Here is a 22,606-nt window from a genome sequence, read left to right as displayed (position 1 = left end):
CCATTTCCTGTTTGCGGCTTAGCTTGTCCGTGGAACAGTAGGGCTTGAAACCACGCGCTACGACGTGGTGTGGGAGAGACGAGGATGCGGTCGCTGGCTGGGCTGGCCATCGTCCTGACTTGTGGCCTGGCCACGACTGCCGCGGCGCAGGCCCGGCCTGCCGACCGCGTGCATCACGAACTCACCCGCGCCGCCTTCGCCCCCGGCGCCGACGCTCCGGCGCTCGACCGGATGCTGGAACGTGACGAGTTCCTCGACGGCCACGCCATCCGCTGGAGTTCCAGCGAAGTCCGTCTCTCCGACCTTGGCCGCGGCGGCGCCGTCGACTCGCTGCGGGTCAGCATCGCCGGCGTCGTCGACGCCCCCGGCGCCCTGCGCCCCGACCGCGCCGAGTTCGACGCCCGGGCCTACGACGTGACCCTGATCCGCAGCTGGCCCGGCGCGGTCAGCTTCGGCGGCAAGAAGTTCGCCCTCGACGTCTCGCCCCACGCCGGCGTCGGCGTCGGCAACCGCGGCGGCTCGGCCGAGGCCGGAGCCGAGGTCCGCCTGGCGCCCAAGAGCCGCGAGGAACGCGCCGTCGAGCAGCTCAAGGACCTTGGCGTCGGCGACGGGGCGGCGTTCGGCGACCGCGGCCGCTGGTACCTGTTCGCCGCCGCCAGCGGGCGGGCGGTCGGTCTCAACATGCTGCGCAACGACAGCGGCTGGGACCGGGCCGGTTGGACCACTGACGCCACCTCCTCCCTGATCGGCGACGCTCATATCGGGGTCGGCTGGCGCAAAGGTTCGGTTCAGACCTCCTTGGGCGTCGTCCACCGCGAGGTGCGCGGCGAGAACATGATCTTCGGCCAGAAGACCCAGGACGACACCGTCGCCGCCTTCTCTTTCTCGATCCGCCCGGGCCGTTAAGCCGGCAGCCGATCCCAGCCGTCGACGAACGGGTAGCGCTCCGCCCACAGCGCGGCGAGCCGCGGGTCCGAATCGACGCGCCGCGCGACCTCGGCCAGCCGCGGCGCCGCCTCGCCGAACCGCTGCCGCCGCGGCCGGAACCGCGAGACCACCGTCACATACAGGTCCAGCATGGTCAGCTCGTCCCCGAGGATGTAGCGGCCCGGGCGCGTCTGCGCCTCCATCGCCCGCCAGCAGTCGGCGATCCGATCTTCGATGTTCTGGTTGATGGCGGCATGCTGCCCGGCGTCTGGGACAAGCCGAAAGGGGTCGTCTTTCAGCCAGTAGTGGGCGTAGATCGCGCTGGAGACATAGGCCATCCAGCGCAGGAAGGCGCTGCGCCGCGGGTCGTCCGGCCCCGGCGCCAGACCAGCCCTGGGATGCAACTCGCCCAGCCGGATCAGGATCGCCGCGCTCTCGGTCATCACCTCGCCCGAGGCAAGCACCAGCGCCGGCACCTGGCGCATGGGATTGACCTTGGCGACCGCCTCGCCGTCCGGCGGCGCGTCATCCTCGAAGCTCACCGCCTCGATCACCTCGAAGGGCGCGCCGATCAGCGTCAGCGCCGCCTCGACCGCGACGCCGCCCGACCCTTCGGCGCTGTAGAGGCGGTATCCGTCGGCCATATTTCCGTCCCCAATCTAATTCACAACATGTTGGGCGAATGCGCCAACTTGGCGCTAGATGTTGTCCTAAATCGGCGCCTATCCTGCGGCTCGCTAACGAAACCCGCGCGTAGGGAATTCCGCTCCGTGACCACGTCCAAGACAAGAGCCCTGCCAGGCCTGCTCACGCCGTCCTACGCCTACAAGCCGTTCCGGTATCCCTGGGCCTACGACTTCTGGAAGAAGCAGCAGCAGGTCCACTGGATGCCCGAGGAGGTTCCGCTCGGCGAGGATCTCAAGGACTGGGCCTCCAAGCTCAACGACCGGGAACGCAATCTGCTCACCCAGATCTTCCGATTCTTCACGCAGTCGGACGTCGAGGTGAACGACAACTACATGGAGCGCTACAGCCGCGTCTTCAAACCCACCGAGGTGAAGATGATGCTGGCGTCGTTCTCCAACATGGAGACGATCCACATCGCCGCCTACGCCCTGCTGCTCGAAACCATCGGCATGCCGGACTCGGAGTTCACCGCCTTCCTCGACTACCAGGCGATGCGGGACAAGCACGACTACATGCAGGCGTTCGGCGTCGACACCGACGCCGATATCTGCCGGACGCTGGCGATGTTCGGGGGCTTCACCGAGGGCCTGCAACTGTTCGCCAGCTTCGCCATGCTGATGAACTTCCCGCGCCACAATAAGATGAAGGGCATGGGCCAGATCGTGAGCTGGTCGGTGCGCGACGAGAGCCTGCACTGCGAAGGCATCATCAAGCTCTACCACGCCTTCAACAAGGAAACCGGCGCGGTCACCAAGTCGGTCGCCGACGACATCGTCGACTGCTGCAAGACGGTGGTCGGCCTCGAGGACAAGTTCATCGACCTGGCCTTTGAGGCCGGGGAGATCCAGGGCATGACCCCCGACGACATCAAGCGCTACATCCGCTTCATCGCCGACTGGCGCCTGAAGCAACTCGGTCTGCCGCAGGTCTATGAGATCGGCGCCGAGAACCCGCTGCCATGGCTGCAGAGCCTGCTGTCGGGTGTCGAGCACGCCAACTTCTTCGAGGCGCGGGCGACCGAGTACTCGAAGGCGGCGACCAAGGGTCAGTGGCACGGCCAGGACGGCGTTTGGGCCAGCTTCGATTCTATGCTGGCCAAGCGCGAAACCCCGAGCCTGCCAGCGGAGTAGGGGCGATGACGCGGCTGGCGCAGCGGCCGGAGGGCTATTTCGAGATCGAGCCCCGGCCGACGCCGGACGAACTCGCGGCCTACTATCGCGACAAGTACTTCGGCGCCGACCACGGCGGCACGCCCTACGCCCACGGCTATACGCCCGAAGAACTGGAGCATAAGCAGCTCCAGCCGGCGGAGACCGAGCATGTCTGGGGCGCCCGCGCGCCGGGCCGGATGCTGGAGGTCGGGGTGGGCGAAGGCTTTACCCTGGCCTATTTCGCCGCCCGTGGCTGGGACGCGACCGGCCTGGATTTCACCGACGACGGGATCCGCGAATTCTTCCCGCAGATGGCGGAGAAGCTGACCGTCGGCGACGCCTTCGCCCTGCTGGATCAGGCGATCGAGGCGGGCCGGACCTACGACCTGCTGGTCTGCAACAACGTGCTCGAGCACGTCATCGACCCGATGGGCCTGCTCGACCGGCTACGGGCCATCGTCGCGCCGGGCGGCCTGCTGCGGATCGCCGCCCCCAACGACGGCTCCTGGCTTCAGGGCGAGATCGTCAGCCGCGGCCACGGAGCGCCCGAGTTCTGGCTCGCGCCGCCGGACCACCTCAACTACTTCAACACCGACACCCTGCCGCGCGCGCTGCAGGCGCACGGCTGGGAGGTGGTCGAGCACCTCGGCGAGTTTCCGGTCGACATCTTCCTGCTCAATCCAGACACCAACTACCTGCGCGAGAAATCGCTCGGCCGGAACTGCCACTTCACGCGCGTCGCCTTCGAGATGGGGCTTTGGCGCGAGCGGTCGCTGGGGGCGGTGATCGAGTTCCGCCGCGGCTGCGCCCGGGCCGGCGTCGGCCGCAACCAGACCATCTACGCCCGGCCGGCCGGCTGAGGCCGATGGCCGTCCTGATCCTCAGCGCCGCGGCCAAGGTCCTGCTGGTCCGGGCCTTCCGCGACGCCGCCGCGGTGCGGGGCTGGCCGGTGATCGCCGCCGACATCGCCGTCGACAGCGCCGCGCTGTTCGAGGCCGACCAGGCCCTGATCCTGCCGCGCAGCGACGATCCGGCCTTTGCGCCGGCGCTCCTCGACGTCTGCCGCCGGCATGCGATCCGGCTCGTCGTTCCGTCCCGCGACGGAGAACTGGCGGTCCTCGCCGACCTCAAGCCACAGCTCGCGCAGCTCAGCGGGGTGGTGCTCGTCCCCTCCGCCGAGGCGCTGGCCATCTGCCGGGACAAGCGTCGCTTCGTGGAGTTCTGCCGCGCCCAGGGCTTTGAGACGCCGCGGACCTTCGCCGACGGGGAGCCGCCGCAATTCCCGGTCTTCGTGCGGCCCGCCGAGGGCTCCGGCGGCGCAGGCGCGCGGCGGGTCGACCGACCGCAGGATCTGCCGGATCGGACAGGCCTGCTGGTCCAGGCGCTGGAGACCGCGCCGGAGTTCACCGTCGATGTCCTCTGCAGCCTCGACGGCCGCCCGCTGCAGGCCGTCGCCCGGCGCCGCATCGCGGTGCGGACCGGCGAGGCGGTGAAGTCGCAGGTGGTGGATGCGCCCGACCTGACCAACCCCGCTCTGCGCCTCGCCTCGGCGCTCGGCCTCATCGGCCACAATGTCGTGCAGGCGTTCTGGGAAACGGGACGCCCGCCGCGCTTCATCGAGGTCAATCCGCGATTCGGCGGCGCGTCGAACCTCGCGATCCGCGCTGGCCTCGCTTCGCCCGAGCGGATCCTCGCCATGCTCGCCGGCGAGGCGGACCGTCCGCGGGACATCGCCTACGGCCTGACCATGCTGCGCTATGCCGAGGACCGTCTGGTGACGGAGGCCGAGCTCGCGGCGATCGGCCGATGAGCCCGCGCGCCCTGCTGATCGATCTCGACGACACGCTCTACGACGAGCGGAGCTACGTCCTCTCCGGCTTTCGCGCCGTCGCCGCGGCCATCGCCGAGGCGTTCCCGCACGTCTCCGCCGACGGAATGTCCGCCGATCTCGCGGCCCGCCTCGACGCCGAGGGGCGCGGCAAGCTGTTCGACGGCGCCCTGGCCGCCGCCCGCATCGACCCGACGCCGGACCTCATCGCCCATCTCGTCGGCACCTACCGCGACCATCACCCAGATATCGCGCTCTGGCCCGGCGTCGCGGCGACCCTGGCCGAGCTGCGCCAGCGCCACCGACTCGCCATCGTCACCGACGGCCTGCACCTGATGCAGCGGCGCAAGGCGGAGGCGCTGGGGCTCGCGGGCCTGGTCGACGCCCTCGTCTTCTGCTGGGAGCACGAGGCGCCCAAGCCGCATCCGACCGGCTACCGCATGGCCCTGAAGAAACTCGAGGCGGCAGCCGGCGACGCCGTGGTGATCGGCGACAATCCGCTGCACGACATGGCCGGCGCCCAAGCGATCGGTGCGAAGTCGATCCGCGTGCGCACCGGAAAGTTCGCCAAGGTGGACCCGGGCCGATTCCCGCCGGATGCTGAGGCGCCAAGCTTCAACGACGTCCCTGCCGCGCTTGCGCGGCTGGCGACCGGAGACCCGTCGTGACCCCGCCCGCCGTCGCCATCGCCGGCCGCCCGATCGGCCCCGGCCATCCGCCCTATGTCGTCGCCGAGATGTCGGGCAACCACAATGGCGACATCGGCCGGGCCCTCGCCCTGATCGACGCCGCCAAGACGGCCGGCGCGAATGCGGTGAAGCTTCAGACCTACACCGCCGACACCATCACGATCGACCACGACGGCCCGGCCTTCCGCGTTCACGGCGGCCTGTGGGACGGCCGGCGGCTGTACGAGCTCTACCAGGAGGCTCACACCCCCTGGGACTGGCACCCGCGCCTGTTCGAGCATGCCCGCGCCATCGGCATCGACATCTTCTCCTCGCCATTCGACCCTACCGCGGTGGCGTTTCTGGACGGGCTCGGTGCGCCGGCCTTCAAGATCGCCTCCTTCGAGTTGATCGACCTTCCGTTGATCGAGCTCTGCGCCCGGACCGGCAAGCCGCTGATCATGTCGACCGGCCTGGCCGCGCCGACCGAGATCGCCGAGGCGGTGGCCGCGGCGCGCGGCGCGGGATGTGACCAGATCATCCTGCTCCACTGCACCAGCGGCTATCCGACCCCCGCTTCACAGATGCACCTGAAGACGCTGCCGCATCTGGCCGAGCAGCACGGCGTCGTCGCCGGCCTGTCCGATCACACGATGGGCGTCGCCGTATCGGTGGCCGCGGTGGCGTTGGGAGCGTGCTTCATCGAGAAGCACTTCACCCTCGACCGGGCGGAGGGCGGGGTCGATTCCGACTTCTCACTGGAGCCGCCGGAACTCGCCCGGCTGGTCGCGGACGCCCGCACCGCCTGGGAGGCCCTGGGCGAGGTCCGCTATGACGAGGCGGCCTGCGAAGCATCGAGCCGCGACCACCGGCGCTCGCTTTACGTGGTCGCCGACGTGGCGGCCGGCGAAGTGCTGACGGCGCAGAACGTGCGCTCGATCCGCCCAGGTTTTGGCCTGCCGCCCAAGCACCTTCCTGAGATCCTGGGTCGTCGCGCGGCCCGCGCGCTCAAGCGTGGCGAGCCACTCGACCTGTCCATGTTGGCGCCAGCGGTCCCCTAGGCGGAGTTCCCGCCCGGCTAGGGAGGGGGCTCAGGCATCGGCCTCCAGCCGGCGGAAGGGCAGGGCGCGGATGTCGTCCGAGGTGAAGGCGGGCTTCAGCGGATAGAGCTCGGCGTAGACCCGTTCGACAAAGGCGTAGTCTTCCGGCGTGTCCACCGTCCAGCGCAGGGCGCTCTCGTCATAGAGCTGCACCAGCTCCGCCTGGGTGAAACGGCTGCCGGGCGCGTAGAGGTAGGGGGTGACGTGCTCCCGGTCGTAGGGCGCGTCGGCCTCGGCCGCGGCGGCCAGCAGCGCCTTGCGGGTGAAGGCCTCGACGTCCAGGCCTCGGGGATAAGACCGCCGTCGCCCGTTCGAGGCGTAGTCGACGCCGAGCCGGGCCCGCAGCCGCACGCAGGCGTCGATCACCTCCGGATCGGCCAGCGGACAATCGGCGGTGAGCCGCACGACGTCGCCGTCGATCCCCAGGGCGGCGATGCAGCCGGCGTAACGTCCGAGCACATCGTGGAGGGGGCCGCGGTAGACCTCCACGCCGACCGCCGCGAGGTGCGCCGCCAGGGGATCGTCGGAGACTTCCTCGCTGGTCGCGACCACCAGACGGTCGAGGGTGGCGCAGCGGCGCAGGCGCTCGATCTGCCGCTCGACCATCGGCCGGCCGGCGAGCGGCTTCATCACCTTGCCAGGCAGGCGGGTGGAACTCATCCGCGCCTGCAGGATCGCCGTCGCCATGCCGCTTCCTCCGAGCCGGGAAGCATCCGCCGATTCTCTAGCCCTCGAAGATCCAGCCGCCGCCGAGATCGCCGAGGTTGACGCCGGAGAGCACCATCCGGGCTTCGTCCATCTCGATGACCACGTCGGCGCCGGCCTGCGAGACCGAGTGCCGCGTCCCCGCCGCCAGCATCACCCGGTCGCCTTCCCAGGCGTGGAAATCGGTGACCCGGTCCAGCCCTGCGCCCGCGAAGGCGTGGAAGATGTCGGCTCCGCCGCCGCCGGTGACGACGTCGTCGCCGCGGTCGCCGGACAGCCAGTCGGCGCCTTCGCCGCCGCTGACCAGGTCGTCGCCCTGACCGCCGCGCACGATGTCGGCGCCGTCGCCGCCCTCCAGCGTGTCCTGGCCGAGGTTGCCGTAGACGATGTCGTCGCCCGTGCCGCCGTCCAGGCGATCCTGGTCCTTGCCGCCCACGACCCAGTCGTCGCCGGCGGCGCCCGTCAGGGTGTCGTCGCCGACGCGGCCGGTCAGCCGGTCGATCCCGGCGCCGCCGTTGATGGCGTCATTGCCGGCATGTTCGAAGGTAAAGGGGGTGTCGTAGTCGTGAAACAGGCTGATGTATTCGGTGATCGGCGTGCCCATGAAGTCATGGAAGACGTCGGAGCCGCCCGTTTCCAGCCACGACTTGAGCGCCCAGACCCCGGCCAGGTGGGCGCCGGTCATCAGGCCGGAGGCGCTGAGCTCGACGCCGGCGATGGTCTGGCCCTCGTACTTGTCGAGCCCGAGGTCCGCGAGGTCCTGGCGGATGTGGCCGTACCAGTCGCGGACCGCCTGCTCCTGGGCCGAGGTCGAGGCGAGGAATTCCGCCTTGCTGTGGACGCCGAAGCCCGCGGCCTTGGCGGTCCAGCCGCCCGCGAAGTCGATCGCCCCGCTGCCGTCGTGGCCGCTGTAGAACCCGACTGCGCTCAACGCCTCTTCGCCGAACTGGTAGCGGCCGAGGTATCCCGGATGGCTGACCCATCCGTAATCGCCGCCGGACTCGCGTTGGCCAAGCGCCTGGAACAGGTTGTCGTACGTGCCTCTGGTCACGCCGCTCTCCTTGCAAATTGTCAGTGCGGCGTGCTGGCCGCCCCCGGGACGGCGCGAACTCAGCGGGGTGCGCAGGCGAGAATGTGTCGCTCGCCTGACCCTTTCGGGTTCAATGGTCGAGCTGGTTTAGGGCCCGACGGGGCGGTAGCGCCGGGCTGGCCTGGCCTTCAGGTCGGCCTTCGCGGCCTTCGCGGCCTGGGCGCCGGCGGCGTCGGGCGGGCTGTCGTTGGTCGATTTGTACTGCACGGAGAACAGGCCGCAGGCTTCCGGGAAGCCCTCCGTCGTCACGGCCCGGATGACGTTGCGAATACTGACCTTCACCCGCAGCTCGCAGACGTAGGGCTTGCCATCCGCGACCACCGCCCGCCGCCACAGGTACTGGGGCTCGCCGTCGATCGTCAGCTTCTCGTCCCACTGGCCGTAGAGGTTGAGGGCGGTGTCGAGGCCGCGTCCGTTCAGCGCCGTCGGCGGATCCACCACCTCCATGGTCGCGCAGGCGGCCAGGGCGAGGGCCGGAGCCAGAATGAAGCCGAGGCGAAGGGCGCGGCGAGCCATGCCTTCGCCATACACCCACTCGGGCGCCGGCGCCGGGGACTTCCGATTGCGGCGTGTCGTCGCTGTAGTTGAGTTTCGCCTCAGGCCTCGGGCGGCAGCAGGCGCTCGTAGGTGCGGCGAATCGCGCCGTAGCACTCGCAGGTGTACTGCTCGAGCGCCGGGCGGTCGATGATATCGACCACGCCGCGGCGATAGCGGATGACGCCCTTCTCCTGCAGGCTGCGGGCGACGGCGGTCACGGTGGTGCGCTGTACCCCCAGCATGTCGGCGAGGAATTCCTGCGTCAGGGCGACCGTGTCGCTGGAAATCCGGTCGTGGCAGGTCAGCAGCCAGCGGCAGAAGCGGGCCTCGACCGAATGCAGCGCGTTGCAGGCGACCGACTGGATGGCGTGGCCGAACAGCGCCTCGTTGTGGTTGTCGACCAGCCGGCGCAGCTCGACGCTCTTTTCCCAGGCCTCATGGAGTGGCGCGACGCTGATCCGCGCCGCCCGCACCGGGGTCTGGACGATAGCCCGCAGCAGCGACTGGCGGGGCGAGACCGCGGCCATGAGGCCCAGCGCCCCTTCGGGCCCGATGGTCGCGCTCTCGATGGCCGCGCCGTTCTCCATCAGGGTCATCAGCGAGACGACCCCGTCGTGCGGGAAATAGACGGTCTCGATGGGGTCGCCCGGATCGTAGAGCAGCCGGCCGCGCTCCAGGTCGACCTGGACGAGGTGCGGTGCAAGCAGGGCGTAGTCGTCGGAGGGTAGCGACGCCAGCAGACGGTTTCGCAACGCGGAGTTTGACCTTTGCATCGGGGTTTCGAAACGTCGCCGTACGGCTTCGGTTTCAAGTTATCGATGCATAGGATCCGAGACTGTCGAGAACTCGACACTAAACGTGAAACTTATTCAGTAAGAGCAAAAAACAAGTGGAGCGCTGTGGATATTCGGTGATTTCCCAGTGCAATCAGAATGTCGGGCGGCCGACTCAACAATATCTGCGAGCCTTTCTCAGGGTCGAATCATCATTTGAGGGAGGCGGCGCGGGGAGGTCTCCCGCGCGCCGCCGGGCGTCTCAGTGCAGGTTGAGATCGGCGCGGTCGCCGAGGTCAGGCCGGGTCTTGGTGGCGTTGGCGCGGGCGATCTCGAACGCGAAGCGCAGCGGTCCGGCCTCGGTGACCCATACCTGGGCGTCCTCGCAGTCCAGACACAGCAGGGTCAGGCGCGGGTCGTCCTTGCCCTCGGGGTACCAGGCGGCGACCACCGGGCTCCAATAGCGCTCGATCCGCTCGGGGTCGTGGCGCACAGTGAGATGGCCGCCGATGCAGGCCTGCAGATCCTTGCCCTGGTAGACGAACATCGCGTGGCCGCCGGTCGCGCCGACCGTTTCCGCCAGGTCGGTGTCCTTGTAGGTGAAGAACCACACCTGATTGGCGTCACGCTCCACATAGGCGGTCATCGGCTGGAAGTGCTGGTCGTCGCGCATCAGGCCCAGCATGCCGGTGCGGTGGTCTTCGATGTCCTTCCACAGCCGCTTTTCGATGGCGGCGGGGTCATGATGGTCGGCCATGGATCGGCTCCAATCGGGTTGAGGGGGACGTCCCCTGAACCCGATCCGCCGGTCACGGTTCCGGACGCCCGGGCTCAGCGCCGGGTCGGCGGCGGGTCGGCCCTGGGCCGCTCCACCAGCGCCGGGGCTCGCCGCAGCCGGGTCGCCTGTTCGTAGTCATGGGCCATGGCCAGCAGGTCGCCCTCGCTCCACAGCCGACCGACGAACAGCAGGCCGAACGGCGCGCCGGACCGGTAATAGCCGGCCGGAACGGTGACGCCCGGGAAGCCGCCGATGTTGATCTCCGAGACGGTGGTGTCGGCGATCTCGCCGCGGGCGAACAGCGGCGGGGCTTCGGCGCGCATCTGCGGGAAGACCAGACCGTCGAGCCGGTGGCGGGCCATCACCGCATCGAAAATCCGCAGATGCGCCTCGCGCACCGCGCGAAAGCCGCTGAGGTCCGGAACGCGGGTCGGATTGGCCAGGACCTGCTGGAAGCCCGGCAGGTCGCCGAGGTAGCTGAATGACTTGCCGGCGCCGAACGGGCTGGTCCCGGTCCGCGCTTCGAGTTCGCGTAGGGAATGCACCGCCGCCGAGGGGCCAAGCCGCCCGAGGTAGGCGTTGAGGTCGTAGGGCGCGGATTCCTCCCCCCTGGCATCGTATCCGGCCAGGGACGAGGGCTGCGGCAGCTCGGCGAACCCCGAGCCGTCGAAGGGATCGCGCACGACGGTGGCGCCCTGCGCCTCCAGCACGGCGACGGCGCGCGCGTAGAGCGCCTCCGTCTCCGGCGACATCGGCGCGTTCTTCCGCCAGCCGGGACCGTAGAGGCCGATACGTTTGCCGCGCAGGGCGGTGGCGCTGAGCGCGGCGACGTAGCCGCCCGCTGGGACCTTGCCGATCGCGGCCACCGTCTTGGGGTCCTCGGCGGTGAACCCGGCCAGGACGTCCATCGCCAGGGCGGCGTCATGGACCGTTCTGGCGTGCGGCCCGACAACGTCGCGGGTGCTGCCGCCGATCGGAAAGACCCCGGTGTTCGGAACCAAGGCGAAGGTCGGCTTGACGCTGACGAGACCCTGCGCCGCCGCCGGGTTCTGGATCGAGCCGCCGGTCTCTTCGGCTAGCCCCAGCACCGCGAAGCTGGCGGCGACCGCGGTGGCCGTGCCGGCGCTGCTGCCGCCGGGCGCGCGGCTCGGCGCGGCGGCGTTGTAGGTCGGGCCGGCCCAGCTGTCGTTGGCGTTGGTCGCGCTCAGGCTCAGCACCGGGACGTTGGTCTTGCCGAGGATCACCGCCCCGGCGGCCCGCAGGCGGGCGACGACCGGCGCGTCGGTCTCGGGGATCAGGTCGACGCCGCCGGCCCGGGCGCTCAGCACCTTCCAGCCGGCGGTGGTCGGCAGACCCGCGACGTCCATGGTGTCCTTGACCACGACCGGCACGCCGGCCAACGGGCCCAGCGCCTCGCCGGCGCGGCGGCGGGCGTCGATGGCGTCGGCTTCGGCCAGGGCCGCCGGGTTCGGCGTGATGATGGCGTTGTAACCGGGGTTGTAGCGGGCGATCCGCGCCAGGAAGGCCTCGGTCAGCTGGCGGGAGCTGTAGGCCCCGGCCCGCAGCGCCGTCGCCGCGTCCTTCGCCGTCAGTTCGACCACGTCGATCCCGGCCGCCGCCGAGGGCCCCGCCGAGGCGCCCAGCGCAGCAACGACGGCGACGCAAGCCAACGCCCTTCTCAGCCCCATGACCCGACCTCCCCGGAACCTTTGGGCAGAGGTTAGGCGCGGCGGGGTCAGGAAAGCCAGCGCCGAGGATGGCGCCAGCCCAGCGCCCGCACCTCGCCCGCCTTCAGCCCTAGCGCGGCCATTCTCATTGGCGTCAGTCGGCGCAGCGCCTCGACCGGCTCACGGCCCCCCACTGGACTTGCGGCCACAGGCCCGTCGGTCAGGGCGTGGTCGACCGCCGTCCATTCGGCCTTGGCGCGGTCGTCATGGCCGACGGCGTAGTAATGGCGCAGCGGCTCGGCCCCCGCCTGCTCGATCATCACCCCGATCACCCAGCCGCCGCTCACGTCGTGTTCCTCTCGCCCGCGAACAGGCGGGATGCGCCCTGTAACCCAGGTTTCCGCGCACGAAAAACCCCTCCGCCGGGCCGGCGAAGGGGCTGGAGCTTTTCGGCCGGCTGCGCCGGGGTCAGTTGTAGGCGACCACCACGTTGAAGGTGCCGGTGTAGGCGCCCGAGGCGGTGGTGTTGGCGACCGGGATCGAGCCGCCGACGCCGAAGGTCAGGTTGCCGGTGGTGCCCAGGGTGCCGGACAGCAGTTGCGGGTTGGTGACCGACATGTTGAGGGTGACCAGGATCGTCTCGGAGCCGCCGGTGCGGGTCATGCTGAAGCTGGTCGGGATGTTGACGTTGAAGGACTGGCCGCCTTCGCCGGTGACCGTGTAGGTCGCGCGGCTGGCCGCCGCGTTCGGGCCGTTGGCCAGCAGGGCGACGGCGCCCGTCGAGGTGCGCTGGCCGTCGGTATTGGCGATCGCCACGGTGCCGGAGCCGGAGACCGGACGCACGATGGTGCCGAACGACAGGTCGGTGTTCTTCGTCAGGTTGATCGGCTGGAAGATCGTGGCCGTCGACGTGGTCGTCTGGCTCGACGTCGCCTGCGCCTGGGCGCCGGTGGCGACGGCCGCCGCGGCGAGGGCGCCGGTCAGGCCGAGGGTCAGGTTGCGGATCTTCATCATGGTGGTCTCGCGGGAGGTTCGCTTTGTATCTACGCTGACTTGGCGCAGGTCATGAAGGTCCCGAGCCCGCTCTGCTCCTGGAAAACACGTTTCAGAACAGAACATATCTGACCCTGGCCTTACGCTTGCGAAAGAAGCCTTGCAATACGGGCGCCAGGGATTGCGCTGAAAGAGCGCACATTGTTTGGCGAATTCACAACCTGCGAATGAAAATCGCCAGATCTGCGCAACTGGAAGGTAAAATGAGCCTCGACAAGCTTAACGGCGGCTCAGTCGAAGATCGGCGCGAATATCAAGTCGGGACCGTGAGGTCCTAAGTCGTGACAGCGGTCTTCGGGACCGGCGTCGGGTCGGCGCTGGCTTCTTCCAGGGCCTCGACGACAAGGTTCAGCTGCGGCGGCGTCGCCCGGCCTTCCAGCGTCTGGAACATCGTCTTGAGGTCGGCGTCGAGTTCCGCTTCGTGACGGGCGCGATTGGCGGCCCGCAGCTTCGACCAGAGCACCACGCCAAGACCCGCGGCAAGAGGCGCGCCTGCGGCCGCCAACACGGCGGCGATTTGGAAAGGCGAGGCGAAACCGCTCATGAACTTGCCACCGGCATCGAGTTTAACCCAAGCCCAGTCTCTCTTCCTGCGCAATACCAAATGAGCCCGCTTTGGCGCCTTTTCGCCACGATGCGGCCAAGCCTGGGTTGTGCAAGGTCAGTGCGGCTCCGGGCCGGCGTGGTCACGCACCACCTTGGCCATGCCGTCCACCGTCTGGGCGGCGGTCCGCAGAGCGGTTTCGCCCACCAGGCTTCCGGACGCCTCGGCCAGTTGGCGCAGCTCGTTGGCGATCCGGGCGAGATGCCGGTGGACGTCGTGGTCCGTCAGGGGCGGCGGTCGGCTCATGCCTCCCCCTCGCACAGCCTGTCTCGGGCGTCACCTGTCCCGCGGCCGGCGGCGGGCGAGCCGCGTCGCCCCAAGGTTGAGCTTGAAGGCGCCCGGCGTTTGGGTATGTTCCCCGCGGGGACGCGCCGAACGACGTCCCCTGGGGCGGGAACCGTGGTGGAAACACAGGAAACTCCGACGGATCGGGCGGGCCGCTATCTGCGCATGGCCGACCGTATCCGCAACCTGGCCTGGGCGGCGAGCGAGCCCACGGCCAAGGAGGCCTGCCTCGACCTCGCCATGCAGTGGACGTTCCTCGCCAACGAAACGCGCCGGCGGCGTCCGGCCAACGACTCCTGACCCCTCAGCGCGGCTCCCGGCGGCTCATCAGGCCGACGACGGTCTCATAGTTCCTTACCGCCAGCGCCAGGATGGCGTCGCGCGCCGGCGTCACGGCGAGGTAGCCCTCGGCGGTGTAGCGGACGTCGTTGCCTTCGCGGACCAGCCAGCCGGCCTTGACCAGCTCCCCGACCTTGCGCCGCACCGTCTCGCGCGGGATGCCGGTCGAGTCGGCTATGGAGCGGATGTTGATGCCGAGCGACGGCAGCACCGGGGTCTCGCCCCGGCGTAATCCGCCCGGCGTCAAGTCCGCGAACTCCGGGTGCTGGCTGGTGCGCACACCGACGGTGAGGATCAGCAGGATCTTGTCGGCGTCGCCGCCCACCGTCTCCCGCGCAATGGTAATGAAGTTGAGCAGCGGCTGCGCCAGGTCTTCGGCGATCGTGGGATAGGCCGCAGCCACCTGCGCCAGCATCGCCGCACGGGTGGGTCGCGCCATTCCGATCTCCGCAGAGCAGCGCCCGCGCGGCGCCCGCGTCAAAGAGGAATATAACGACGATACGTCAAACCGCGACGTCGTTCTTAACAAAAGAGCCCCGGGCCCGCGGCCCGGGGCTCTCCAACTCGCCCTAAGACGGGTTGTTTAGTGGTTCGCCGGAGCGGCCGGAGCGGCCGGAGCGGACGGGCTGGTGTTCGGGGTGTTGGCCGTGGTGGCGCCGCCGTCGGCGTTGCCGGCTTGTTGCTCCACCGCGTCCGCCTGAGCGTTCAAGGCGGTTTCGGCGGCTTCGTTCGGCGTCGCGGCGGCTTGGGCTTCCAGGGCGTCGGCCTTGGCTTCGGCTTGCTTGTCGGCTTGGCTTTCGCAGGCGGCGAGGCTGAGGGCCGCGCAGCAGGCGGCCAGAATCGCGGAGGTCACGCGCATTGTGGATCTTCTCCTTTGGTAGGTCCCCAATGGAGCTTCAGCGCACGAAGGGACGGTTGGTTTCCTGCGGATGCAAGTTTTCGTGAACGCCGTCGCAACCGCCGCATCCTGTCATTTGTTTTGCCCGCATGACGCACGAGGTGCTGCGGCGCATCTACATGGTCGCCCCGAACGGCGCAGGCTGGGCTGTATTGCGCGGGGCGAGAACGGTTCGCCTCTGCCGGACCCGGACGGAGGCCCGCCAAATGGCCGTGGCCTTCGCGGCGGCGGCGATCGCGGCTGGCGAGCGCGCCGGCTATATCGACCCCGACCTGGTGGACGAAATCTCCTGAAGGCCTGGAAGGCCTCCTCCGCAACGGTGCTATAAGCGCGCGATGCGTCTTCTGAGCGACCTGAAGCCGGCGGCCTTCGCCGCCGCGCCGTGGACGGCCGCGGTGGCGGTCTTCGCGTCGGGCGCGATGATCCTGGCGTCGGCGGCGACGCCCTCCGTGCCGGTGCGCTTCATGCGCTTGCTCGAGATCACCCCGGTCTTCCTTATCGAGATCAGCCATTTCGCCGACAGCGTGCTGGGGCTCGCCCTGGTGCTGGTGGCGTTCGGCCTGCGAGCCCGGCTGGACGCGGCGTGGGCGGCGACGATGGTGCTGCTGCTCGCCGCCGCCTCGTTGTCGCTGCTCAAGGGCTTGGTGTGGGAAGAGACGGCGATCCTCGTGGCCCTCGCGGCCGCCCTGGCGCCGTTCCGGGGGGCGTTCCCACGTCCCGCGCGCCTCAGTCGGATGGAGATCACTCCCGGCTGGCTGATCTCGGCCTTCGCCATGCTGGCCGGCGCTGGCATGCTCGGCCTGTGGTCCTACCAGAACGCCGACTACGGCGAGATGCCCTGGTGGCGGGTGATGGCCGACGAGGACGCCGCCCGCTCGATGCGCGCCTGGACCGGGGCGGCCATCGCCCTGCTCGCCTTCGGCGTCTGGCGGCTGTTCGGTTCGGCCGCGACCCCGAAGGTGGTCGGCGACAGCGATCCGGAATTCGAGCGGGTCCGCGAGATCCTCGCCACCGCCGAGACCGCCGAGCCGGGCTCGAACCTCGCTCTCCTGGGCGACAAGCGGTTCCTGTTCTCGGCCAGCGGCGCGTCGTTCCTGATGTTCGGGGCCCGCGGTCGCAGCTGGATCGCCCTCGGCGCGCCCGTCGGCCGCGTCGATGAGCGGATGGAGCTGCTCTGGCGGTTCCGCGAACTGGCCGACTCCCACGCCGCCCGGCCGGGGATCTACGGCCTCGTCGCCGACGACCTGCCCGACATCGTCGAGCTCGGCTTTTCGATCCAGAAGGTGGGCGAGGCCGCCCTCGTGCCGCTGGAGACGTTCCGCATCGAGGGCCGCCGCCGCGGCAACCTGCGCCGCGCCTGGCGCAAGTCGGCGGAGGAGGGGTGCACGTTCGAAGTCCTGACCGGTGAGGCCGTGCAGGCCGTGCTGCCGGAACTCAAGGCCATCTCCGACGAATGGCTGGCCCAGCACGCCGGCGGCGAGAAGGGCTTCACCATGGGCGGGTTCCACCCGGCCTACGTCGCCGAATTCCCCATCGCCCTGGTGCGCGACCAGGGCCGGCCTGTCGCCTTCGCGACCCTCTGGACCACCGCGGCGCGCAATTCCTTCTCCATGGACCTGATGCGCTATGGCGAGGCCGCGCCGCGCAACATCATGGACTACCTCTTCGTCGAGCTCATCCAGTGGGGGCGCGAGCAGGGCTACCAGGCCTTCGACTTCGGCATGGCCCCGCTGGCCGGCCTCGACGACCGCCCCCTCGCGCCGATGATGTCCCGGGTCGGCAAGCTGCTCTTCGAGCGAGGCGAGGAGATCTACAACTTCCAGGGCGTGCGCCGGTACAAGGACAAGTACGACCCGCTCTGGCAGCCGCGCTACGCCGCCGCGCCGCGGCGCTGGGCGATCCCGCTGCTGCTGGCCGACGTCGGGCTGCTGTCCTCCGGCGGCATCGCCAACCTCGCCAAGCGTCCGAAGCGCGAAGCGCCGCGCGAGCCGGGACGCGAGCCCGATCCGCAACCCGCGCTCACCGGCTAACGCCCGGTGGTGATCCCGAGCAGGTTCACCAGGTGGACGACGATGATCAGCAGCCCGGCGGCGGCGGTGACCATGATCGCCCGCCAGGGGATCAGCCGCGGACCCCGGAGCGGATCCGGCGCCCGCGCGCCGCGCCAGCCGGCGAACACGGCGATCGCCAGGAGGCCCAGCGCGATCGCAGCGGTGACGGGCAGGTCCATGTCGCAGTCCCTAGCGTCGCAACGCGAACGGCTGCGCCTGGAAGTTGAGCAAGACATCCACAGGAATGTCTCCAAACCCAATATGTAGCGTTAAGGCCGCGTTTACACCCCAAGGAATCGGTGGGAACCTTCATCGAAGGTACTGGAGAGATTCGATGACCGCGGGCGCGCCCTGGAGCGTCAAGGGGATCGACCCCAAGGCGAGGGAGGTCGCAAAGGATCTCGCCCGCCGCTCGGGCATGACCCTCGGCGAGTGGCTGAATCGCGTCATCCTCGAAGATGATGTACCTGAGGACGTGACCTCCGAGGACCATTTCACCGACCGCACGGTTCGTCCGTTCGAGAGCCGGCCCCGGCTGGTGGCCTCGGCCGGCCTGAACGCCGCCGGGTCTCGGGCCGACGACCTGTCGCGTATCGCCTACGCCCTCGATCGGTTGACCGACCGCATCGAGTCCTCCGAGACCCGCACCAGCCTGGCGATCTCCGGCGTCGAGCATTCCGTCCGCGCCGCCGTCGCGCGTATCGAGGCGGGGGAGCGCGAGCATCTTGCGGTCGCCGCCCGTCTCGACGCCGAACAAGCCCGCTCCGGCGAGCGCCTGCGCCGACTGGAGGCCGAGCCGGCCGGTCCGCGGTCCGCCGAGGCTCTGGCCCTGATCGAGGCGCGCCTGGGGCGGGTCGAAGGCCTCGGGGGCGGCGATCCCGCGCCGTTGATCGACGAGGTCGTGCGCCGGCTGGGCGAGCGGCTGGCCGACGCTGAAGGCCGCACCGCCGGCGCCTTGGAGAGCCTGCGCGGCGCCCTGGCGGCGCTCGACCGCCGCCTCGGCGCGGTGGAAGGCGGGGACGAGGCCGAACGCCGGCTCGAGGCGCTCGCCGCCGGCCTGACCGAACGGGTGGAAGCCGCCCGGGCGGAGATCGCCGAGCGCCTGGCCGCCACCGAGTCCGGCCGCATCGACGAGCGGTTCGCCGAGCTCGCCAGTCAGGTCGAGGCCGCCGAGCGCCGTTCCGCTCAGGCCGTCGAGCGGATGGGGCGCGAACTGATCGGCGTCGCCGAGGCGTTCAACCGCCGCCTCCAGACCTCCGAAGTTCGTAGCGCCAAGGCGATCGCCGACATCGGCGGCGAAATGGCCCGCATCGCCGGCGCCGTCGAACAGCGACTGAGCCGGACCGAGACCGCCCAGGCCGACGCCCTCGACAAGCTGGGCGCCGAGATCGGCCGCATCACCGAGCGGCTCACCGACCGGATGCAGCAGTCCGAGCGTCGGGCCGCCCAGGCCATCGACGACGTCGGCGATCAGGTCGCCCGGGTCACCGAGCGGATCGAGCAGCGTCACGAGCGGATCTCCAACGACCTGGCCGAGCGCCTGCGCGAGAGCGAGGCGCGGACCGCCCGACTGCTCGAAGACGCGGCTGAACGTCTGCAGCCGCGCGCCCCGGCCGCGCCGGAGGCCGACGCGCCGATCACCGGCGCCGCCGCCTTCGGGCCGGAACTGTTCTCGCGCGCCGAGTCGCTGGAGCCGGCCGCACCGTTCATGCCGGCCCGTATCGAGCCGGCCCGGATCGAGTCCGCGCGCGCCGAACCGGCGCCGATTGACGCCGACTTCGCGCCGATCCCGGAACCGGAGGAGGACGTCTTCGGGCTGGAGGCCCCGGCCCCGCCGGCGACGGAAGCCCCGCTCGGCGCCCGGCCGCTGTCCACCCGCGAGGTCATCGACCAGGCCCGTGCCGCCGCCCGCGCCGCCGACGGCGGCCGCCCACGGATGCAGGTCAAGGCGCGCGCCAACTGGCGGGCCGCGCCGAAGCCGCAGTTCGGCAAGCCGCAGGCCGCCAAGCCGGCGACCCGCTCCAGCCGGGCGGCCGGCTCGACCCTGCAGACCGCCTTCATGATCGCCGGCGGCGCCGCCTTCCTCAGCGTCGGCGCGGCCGGCATGGTGCTGATGAACGCCAACAGCGGTCAGGATGTCGTCGAGGCCTCGCCGTTCGAGACCCCGCCGCGCGCCGCCGTCGCCATCGCGCCGCAGCCGCTCAGCGCGCTTGCTCCCGGCGCTCAGGCCCCGGCGGGCGCCGAGGCTCCGGCAGGGGCGCCGGCGGCGCCGCAAGCGGCCGCGCCGGCCCAGCCGCTGTCGGCTCAGTACCTGACGACGCTGCGGCAGCTGGAAGACGGCGAGCCGGGCGCCCTGGCGCGGATGAAGTCCCTGGCCGAGGCGGATTATGCGCCGGCTCAGTTCTATATGAGCAAGCTCTATGAGACGGGGGCGCACGGGGCGGTGAAGAACGCCGCCGAAGCCCGTCGCTGGGCGGCCCGCAGCGCCGTCAACGGCGAGGCGCGGGGCATGCATAACCTGGCGCTCTACTATTTCGAAGGCGCGGGCGGCCCGCAGGACCTGGCCGGCGCAGCCCGCTGGTTCCGCAAGGCGGCTGAGCTTGGCGTGGGCGACAGCCAGTACAACCTCGGCCTCCTCCATCAGGCCGGCAGCGGCGTGCCGCGCGACCTGACCGAAGCCTACAAGTGGTTCACCATCGCGGCCGCCGGCGGCGACGCGGCGGCGCGATCCAGCGCCGTCGACCTGGAAAAGAAGCTCACCCCGGCCCAGCTCGCCGCCGCCGACAAGGCCGCCGCCGAGTTCCGGCCGCAGGGCCAGCTGGCGGCGGGACGCGGCCCGGCCGTCTCCCTCGCCGCCGCGCAGCGGATCCTCGGCCGGCTCGGTTACTACAAGGGGCAGCCGAGCGGGGCGGCGTCGCGCGAATTCAGCCTGGCGGTCGCCGCCTACCAGCGCGATCAGGGCCTGGCCGCCACCGGCGCGCTCGATCCGAACACGACCCAGCGGCTGTCGGTCTTCACGCGCTGAGGACCTTCGCCGCATCGTGGGGGCCGCCCACGGCATGAGGCGCTGACGGTTGGATATCTACCTGCCTATCGCCGAGACTTCGGTGAACGCGCCGCTGCTGGTGGCGCTGGGGGCGCTCGTCGGCTTCATCTCCGGCCTGTTCGGCATCGGCGGCGGTTTCCTGATGACGCCGATGCTGGTGTTTCTCGGCATTCCGCCCGCCGTGGCCGTGGCCAGCATGTCGAACCACGTCGCCGCCTCCTCGGTGTCGAGCGTCGTCGCCTACAGCCGCAACCGGGCGGTCGACTGGCGGATGGGCGGGGTGCTGGCGGTCGGCGGGATCGGCGGGGCGATCGCCGGGGTCGAGCTGTTCCGCTGGCTGAGGCTGCTCGGCCAGGCCGACCTCGTCGTGGCGCTGTCCTACCTCATCTTCCTGGGGATCATCGGCGGCCTGATGCTGACGGAGTCGCTGAGAGCCATCCTGCGCCGCCGTCGCGGCCTGCCGCCGCCGCCGCGCGGCGATCGCCGGCCGCTCTGGCTCTACGGCCTGCCGCTCAAGATGCGGTTCCCGCGCTCGCGCCTCTACGTCAGCGTCATCCCGCCGCTGGCGCTGGGCGGTTTCGTCGGCGTGCTGTCGGCGGTGATGGGGGTCGGCGGCGGCTTCGTCCTGGTTCCGGCCATGGTCTATCTGCTGCGAATGCCGGCCCGGGTGGTGGTCGGCACCAGTCTCTTCCAGATTATCGTCACCTCGGCCCTGACCGGCGTCCTGCAGGCCGGCCGCAACCAGACCGTCGACGTGGTGCTCGCCGCCCTGCTGCTGGCCGGCGGCGTGCTTGGCGCCCAGCTCGGGGCGCGGGCCTCCACCCGGTTCCGCGCCGAGGAGCTGCGCGCGATCCTGGCGCTGATCGTCCTGGCGGTCGGTCTGCGCATGGGGCTCGGCCTGTTCATCCAGCCGGAAGAGCCGTTCGTTCTGATGCAGGGCGTTCTCGGATGATCGCCGAGGCCCCACCGCCGGCCGTCTCGGCGGCCCTGACCGAGACCCGGGTTCAGGTCAGCTCCAGCTTCCGCGGCGCCCGTATCGTGCTCTACGGCGCCGTGTTCGATCCCGCCCGCCGGCCGACCGACGTGGTGGTGATCGTCCGCGGCCCGGAACAGCCGGTGCGCATCGCGCGCCGGGTGCGGACCGCGGGCCTGTGGGTCAACGGCCGGCCGGTGGTCTTCGAGGGCGCGCCGGGCTTCTACATGGCGGCCTCGACCCGGCCGCTCGAGGAGATCGCCCGGTTTCGCGTCCTGAGACGGCTGGGCGCCGGGCTCGACCACCTGCCGATCCGGGCCCCGGCCGAGCAGCGGGTCGAGACCCGCTACGGCGTCCGCGACGTGGTGGTCAGCCGGCTGGGCTCCGATTACCTGCTCTGGCGGCAGGCGGTTGTGCGACTGAAGCAGCAGACCGGCCTCTATGCCGAGAGCGGCCGCGGCGTGCGGTTCGTCGACCGCGGCCTGTTCCGCGCCGAGATCGCCCTGCCGGCCCAAGCGCCGACGGGACAGTACATGGCGGACATCCTGCTGTTCCAGAACGGCGAGCCGGTCTCGACACGCAGCCGCACCCTGAATGTCGAGAAGGTCGGTATCGAACGGACGCTGTACGTCCTGGCCCACGAGCGGCCGTGGCTCTACGGCCTGGCCTCGATGCTGCTGGCCCTGGCCGCCGGCTGGGGCGCGAGCTTCGTCTTCCGGCGCGATTAATCGGGCCCGAGCGAGCGCCAGCCGACCGCATGCACCCGCGCCGCGCCCAGTGCGCCGGCCAGCGGCGGCCGCGCGAACAGGCCGGCGAAGGCGGCGTCCCGCACGTTCAGTCCGCCGGCGTAGGCCCCGAAGGCCGGCAAGATCGCCCGCTCGCCGTCGGTCACGAAGCAGCGCCGCCGGACGCTGCCGCGGCTGGCCCGCACCTTGGCCGCCGGGTGCAGGTGGCCGGCGATCTCGCCCGGTTGCTGGCCGGCCTGCGGCTCGTGGCGCAGGGTCAGGCCACAGATTTCGATCTCGTCGACGGCCTCGCCGGGCAGGGCGCTCGGGCCGTCGGCGTCGTGGTTGCCGATCACCCAGATCAGACGCCGCCCGGCGGCCAGCTCGCGCAGCCGCGCTGCATCGTCGGCCGCGAGCCGCTCCTCCGACTTGCGGTCATGGAAGGTGTCGCCCAGCAGCACCACCGTCCGCGCCGCCAAGGCAAGGACCTCGCCCTCCAGTCGCGCCAGGGTCTCGCGGGTGTCGTATGGCGGCAGCATCTGGCCGCGCGCCGCGTAGGACGAGCCCTTCTCCAGGTGCAGGTCGGCGACGATCAGCGCCTGTTCGGCCGCCAGCCACATCGCCCCGGACGGGCGCAGCGTGACCTCGGCCCGCCGCACCGCGGTGCGCAGGGAGCCGCAGGGGCTGCTCGCGAAATCGTAGGCGTGGCTCAACTCGGACA

27 protein-coding genes are annotated in these 22,606 nt (G+C 70.5%); 12 read left to right on the top strand and 15 right to left on the bottom strand.

The window, feature by feature from the left end; translation table 11 throughout:
• The first annotated feature begins 84 nt into the window (after positions 1–84).
• Entirely contained in the window at positions 85–906 is an 822-nt protein-coding gene (locus tag ACILRF_RS01055) for a lipid A-modifier LpxR family protein (RefSeq protein ID WP_395670408.1), read from the top strand.
• Here the strand turns inward: ACILRF_RS01055 and ACILRF_RS01050 are convergent.
• Positions 903–1,571 carry a glutathione S-transferase family protein gene (locus ACILRF_RS01050; RefSeq protein ID WP_395670407.1) on the bottom strand — a complete coding sequence of 223 codons (669 nt, stop codon included), beginning with the start codon at positions 1,569–1,571 and terminating at the stop codon, positions 903–905. The genes ACILRF_RS01055 and ACILRF_RS01050 overlap by 4 nt on opposite strands.
• A gap of 126 nt (positions 1,572–1,697) precedes the next feature.
• Between ACILRF_RS01050 and ACILRF_RS01045 the strand changes: the two genes are divergently transcribed.
• Genes ACILRF_RS01045 through pseI form a run of 5 tightly spaced genes read left to right on the top strand, consistent with a single transcriptional unit; the run spans position 1,698 to position 6,322 of the window.
• Positions 1,698–2,744, top strand: a complete 1,047-nt coding sequence (locus ACILRF_RS01045) for a ribonucleotide-diphosphate reductase subunit beta (protein ID WP_395670406.1) — start codon at positions 1,698–1,700, stop codon at positions 2,742–2,744.
• Positions 2,745–2,749: 5 nt separating this feature from the next.
• On the top strand, positions 2,750–3,625 hold the full coding sequence (locus ACILRF_RS01040) for a class I SAM-dependent methyltransferase (RefSeq protein ID WP_395670405.1): 876 nt from the start codon (positions 2,750–2,752) through the stop codon (positions 3,623–3,625).
• A gap of 5 nt (positions 3,626–3,630) precedes the next feature.
• Positions 3,631–4,575, top strand: coding sequence for an ATP-grasp domain-containing protein (locus ACILRF_RS01035; RefSeq protein ID WP_395670404.1), 945 nt, complete (start codon positions 3,631–3,633; stop codon positions 4,573–4,575).
• A complete protein-coding gene (locus tag ACILRF_RS01030; RefSeq protein ID WP_395670403.1) occupies positions 4,572–5,261 on the top strand; it encodes an HAD family hydrolase in 690 nt (229 codons plus the stop codon). Before ACILRF_RS01035 ends, ACILRF_RS01030 begins: the two co-directional genes overlap by 4 nt.
• Positions 5,258–6,322, top strand: a complete 1,065-nt coding sequence (gene pseI / locus ACILRF_RS01025; RefSeq protein ID WP_395670402.1) for a pseudaminic acid synthase — start codon at positions 5,258–5,260, stop codon at positions 6,320–6,322. The genes ACILRF_RS01030 and pseI overlap by 4 nt, the downstream gene beginning before the upstream one ends.
• A gap of 30 nt (positions 6,323–6,352) precedes the next feature.
• Here pseI and ACILRF_RS01020 read toward each other — a convergent pair whose 3' ends face one another.
• The 10 genes from ACILRF_RS01020 to ACILRF_RS00975 form a co-directional block, all read right to left on the bottom strand.
• Entirely contained in the window at positions 6,353–7,048 is a 696-nt protein-coding gene (locus ACILRF_RS01020) for a cytidylyltransferase domain-containing protein (RefSeq protein WP_395670401.1), read from the bottom strand.
• A 37-nt stretch (positions 7,049–7,085) separates the two neighbouring features.
• Positions 7,086–8,117 carry a calcium-binding protein gene (locus tag ACILRF_RS01015; protein ID WP_395670400.1) on the bottom strand — a complete coding sequence of 344 codons (1,032 nt, stop codon included), beginning with the start codon at positions 8,115–8,117 and terminating at the stop codon, positions 7,086–7,088.
• Between the two features lie 126 nt (positions 8,118–8,243).
• Positions 8,244–8,672, bottom strand: coding sequence for a hypothetical protein (locus ACILRF_RS01010; RefSeq protein WP_395670399.1), 429 nt, complete (start codon positions 8,670–8,672; stop codon positions 8,244–8,246).
• 80 nt (positions 8,673–8,752) lie between these two features.
• Positions 8,753–9,445 (bottom strand): Crp/Fnr family transcriptional regulator, encoded by a 693-nt coding sequence (locus ACILRF_RS01005; protein WP_395670398.1) that lies wholly within the window; start codon positions 9,443–9,445, stop codon positions 8,753–8,755.
• Positions 9,446–9,728: 283 nt separating this feature from the next.
• Positions 9,729–10,223, bottom strand: coding sequence for a pyridoxamine 5'-phosphate oxidase family protein (locus tag ACILRF_RS01000; RefSeq protein WP_395670397.1), 495 nt, complete (start codon positions 10,221–10,223; stop codon positions 9,729–9,731).
• 74 nt (positions 10,224–10,297) lie between these two features.
• A complete protein-coding gene (locus tag ACILRF_RS00995) occupies positions 10,298–11,932 on the bottom strand; it encodes an amidase (protein WP_395670396.1) in 1,635 nt (544 codons plus the stop codon).
• A 47-nt stretch (positions 11,933–11,979) separates the two neighbouring features.
• Complete coding sequence (locus ACILRF_RS00990; RefSeq protein ID WP_395670395.1) at positions 11,980–12,258, bottom strand: hypothetical protein; 279 nt, start codon at positions 12,256–12,258, stop codon at positions 11,980–11,982.
• A gap of 121 nt (positions 12,259–12,379) precedes the next feature.
• A complete protein-coding gene (locus tag ACILRF_RS00985; RefSeq protein WP_395670394.1) occupies positions 12,380–12,922 on the bottom strand; it encodes a DUF4402 domain-containing protein in 543 nt (180 codons plus the stop codon).
• A 316-nt stretch (positions 12,923–13,238) separates the two neighbouring features.
• Positions 13,239–13,508, bottom strand: a complete 270-nt coding sequence (locus ACILRF_RS00980) for a hypothetical protein (RefSeq protein WP_395670393.1) — start codon at positions 13,506–13,508, stop codon at positions 13,239–13,241.
• A 117-nt stretch (positions 13,509–13,625) separates the two neighbouring features.
• Positions 13,626–13,814: a hypothetical protein gene (locus tag ACILRF_RS00975; protein ID WP_395670392.1), complete on the bottom strand. Its 189-nt coding sequence runs from the start codon at positions 13,812–13,814 to the stop codon at positions 13,626–13,628.
• A gap of 204 nt (positions 13,815–14,018) precedes the next feature.
• Between ACILRF_RS00975 and ACILRF_RS00970 the strand changes: the two genes are divergently transcribed.
• Positions 14,019–14,153 carry a hypothetical protein gene (locus tag ACILRF_RS00970; protein ID WP_395670391.1) on the top strand — a complete coding sequence of 45 codons (135 nt, stop codon included), beginning with the start codon at positions 14,019–14,021 and terminating at the stop codon, positions 14,151–14,153.
• Between the two features lie 4 nt (positions 14,154–14,157).
• Here ACILRF_RS00970 and ACILRF_RS00965 read toward each other — a convergent pair whose 3' ends face one another.
• A complete protein-coding gene (locus ACILRF_RS00965) occupies positions 14,158–14,631 on the bottom strand; it encodes a hypothetical protein (protein WP_395670390.1) in 474 nt (157 codons plus the stop codon).
• Positions 14,632–14,775: 144 nt separating this feature from the next.
• Positions 14,776–15,051 carry a hypothetical protein gene (locus ACILRF_RS00960; protein ID WP_395670389.1) on the bottom strand — a complete coding sequence of 92 codons (276 nt, stop codon included), beginning with the start codon at positions 15,049–15,051 and terminating at the stop codon, positions 14,776–14,778.
• A 128-nt stretch (positions 15,052–15,179) separates the two neighbouring features.
• Here ACILRF_RS00960 and ACILRF_RS00955 point away from each other — a divergent pair, with 128 nt between their 5' ends.
• On the top strand, positions 15,180–15,383 hold the full coding sequence (locus ACILRF_RS00955; protein WP_395670388.1) for a hypothetical protein: 204 nt from the start codon (positions 15,180–15,182) through the stop codon (positions 15,381–15,383).
• A gap of 42 nt (positions 15,384–15,425) precedes the next feature.
• On the top strand, positions 15,426–17,120 hold the full coding sequence (locus ACILRF_RS00950; RefSeq protein ID WP_395670387.1) for a GNAT family N-acetyltransferase: 1,695 nt from the start codon (positions 15,426–15,428) through the stop codon (positions 17,118–17,120).
• Here ACILRF_RS00950 and ACILRF_RS00945 read toward each other — a convergent pair.
• The gene (locus ACILRF_RS00945; protein ID WP_395670386.1) at positions 17,117–17,320 is read right to left on the bottom strand and encodes a hypothetical protein; all 204 of its coding nucleotides are present in this window, start codon (positions 17,318–17,320) and stop codon (positions 17,117–17,119) included. The two genes, ACILRF_RS00950 and ACILRF_RS00945, sit on opposite strands and share 4 nt — an antisense overlap.
• Positions 17,321–17,475: 155 nt before the next feature.
• Between ACILRF_RS00945 and ACILRF_RS00940 the strand changes: the two genes are divergently transcribed.
• From ACILRF_RS00940 to ACILRF_RS00930, 3 genes are read left to right on the top strand one after another with little or no spacing between them, the layout of a single operon-like run.
• Positions 17,476–20,166, top strand: a complete 2,691-nt coding sequence (locus tag ACILRF_RS00940; RefSeq protein WP_395670385.1) for a peptidoglycan-binding protein — start codon at positions 17,476–17,478, stop codon at positions 20,164–20,166.
• Positions 20,167–20,215: 49 nt separating this feature from the next.
• Positions 20,216–21,139 carry a sulfite exporter TauE/SafE family protein gene (locus ACILRF_RS00935; RefSeq protein ID WP_395670384.1) on the top strand — a complete coding sequence of 308 codons (924 nt, stop codon included), beginning with the start codon at positions 20,216–20,218 and terminating at the stop codon, positions 21,137–21,139.
• Positions 21,136–21,888: a TIGR02186 family protein gene (locus tag ACILRF_RS00930; protein WP_395670383.1), complete on the top strand. Its 753-nt coding sequence runs from the start codon at positions 21,136–21,138 to the stop codon at positions 21,886–21,888. Before ACILRF_RS00935 ends, ACILRF_RS00930 begins: the two co-directional genes overlap by 4 nt.
• On the opposite strand, the gene pdeM is transcribed toward ACILRF_RS00930, so the two are convergent.
• Positions 21,885–22,598 carry a ligase-associated DNA damage response endonuclease PdeM gene (gene pdeM, locus ACILRF_RS00925; protein ID WP_395670382.1) on the bottom strand — a complete coding sequence of 238 codons (714 nt, stop codon included), beginning with the start codon at positions 22,596–22,598 and terminating at the stop codon, positions 21,885–21,887. The genes ACILRF_RS00930 and pdeM overlap by 4 nt on opposite strands.
• Positions 22,599–22,606: the final 8 nt, after the last annotated feature.

It is taken from the genome of Phenylobacterium sp. (genome assembly GCF_044236515.1).
Taxonomy (GTDB): Bacteria; Pseudomonadota; Alphaproteobacteria; order Caulobacterales; family Caulobacteraceae; genus Phenylobacterium.
This window is presented reverse-complemented; position numbering and strand designations above follow the sequence as displayed.

Coding starts and splice junctions, on each gene's coding strand:
- ACILRF_RS01055 (WP_395670408.1), top strand. CDS start 85: ATGCGGTCGCTGGCTGGGCTGGCCATCGTCCTGACTTGTGGCCTGGCC.
- ACILRF_RS01050 (WP_395670407.1), bottom strand. CDS start 1,571: ATGGCCGACGGATACCGCCTCTACAGCGCCGAAGGGTCGGGCGGCGTC.
- ACILRF_RS01040 (WP_395670405.1), top strand. CDS start 2,750: ATGACGCGGCTGGCGCAGCGGCCGGAGGGCTATTTCGAGATCGAGCCC.
- ACILRF_RS01035 (WP_395670404.1), top strand. CDS start 3,631: ATGGCCGTCCTGATCCTCAGCGCCGCGGCCAAGGTCCTGCTGGTCCGG.
- ACILRF_RS01030 (WP_395670403.1), top strand. CDS start 4,572: ATGAGCCCGCGCGCCCTGCTGATCGATCTCGACGACACGCTCTACGAC.
- ACILRF_RS01020 (WP_395670401.1), bottom strand. CDS start 7,048: ATGGCGACGGCGATCCTGCAGGCGCGGATGAGTTCCACCCGCCTGCCT.
- ACILRF_RS01010 (WP_395670399.1), bottom strand. CDS start 8,672: ATGGCTCGCCGCGCCCTTCGCCTCGGCTTCATTCTGGCTCCGGCCCTC.
- ACILRF_RS01000 (WP_395670397.1), bottom strand. CDS start 10,223: ATGGCCGACCATCATGACCCCGCCGCCATCGAAAAGCGGCTGTGGAAG.
- ACILRF_RS00995 (WP_395670396.1), bottom strand. CDS start 11,932: ATGGGGCTGAGAAGGGCGTTGGCTTGCGTCGCCGTCGTTGCTGCGCTG.
- ACILRF_RS00985 (WP_395670394.1), bottom strand. CDS start 12,922: ATGAAGATCCGCAACCTGACCCTCGGCCTGACCGGCGCCCTCGCCGCG.
- ACILRF_RS00980 (WP_395670393.1), bottom strand. CDS start 13,508: ATGAGCGGTTTCGCCTCGCCTTTCCAAATCGCCGCCGTGTTGGCGGCC.
- ACILRF_RS00975 (WP_395670392.1), bottom strand. CDS start 13,814: ATGAGCCGACCGCCGCCCCTGACGGACCACGACGTCCACCGGCATCTC.
- ACILRF_RS00970 (WP_395670391.1), top strand. CDS start 14,019: ATGGCCGACCGTATCCGCAACCTGGCCTGGGCGGCGAGCGAGCCCACG.
- ACILRF_RS00965 (WP_395670390.1), bottom strand. CDS start 14,631: ATGGCGCGACCCACCCGTGCGGCGATGCTGGCGCAGGTGGCTGCGGCC.
- ACILRF_RS00960 (WP_395670389.1), bottom strand. CDS start 15,051: ATGCGCGTGACCTCCGCGATTCTGGCCGCCTGCTGCGCGGCCCTCAGC.
- ACILRF_RS00955 (WP_395670388.1), top strand. CDS start 15,180: ATGACGCACGAGGTGCTGCGGCGCATCTACATGGTCGCCCCGAACGGC.
- ACILRF_RS00950 (WP_395670387.1), top strand. CDS start 15,426: ATGCGTCTTCTGAGCGACCTGAAGCCGGCGGCCTTCGCCGCCGCGCCG.
- ACILRF_RS00945 (WP_395670386.1), bottom strand. CDS start 17,320: ATGGACCTGCCCGTCACCGCTGCGATCGCGCTGGGCCTCCTGGCGATC.
- ACILRF_RS00940 (WP_395670385.1), top strand. CDS start 17,476: ATGACCGCGGGCGCGCCCTGGAGCGTCAAGGGGATCGACCCCAAGGCG.
- ACILRF_RS00930 (WP_395670383.1), top strand. CDS start 21,136: ATGATCGCCGAGGCCCCACCGCCGGCCGTCTCGGCGGCCCTGACCGAG.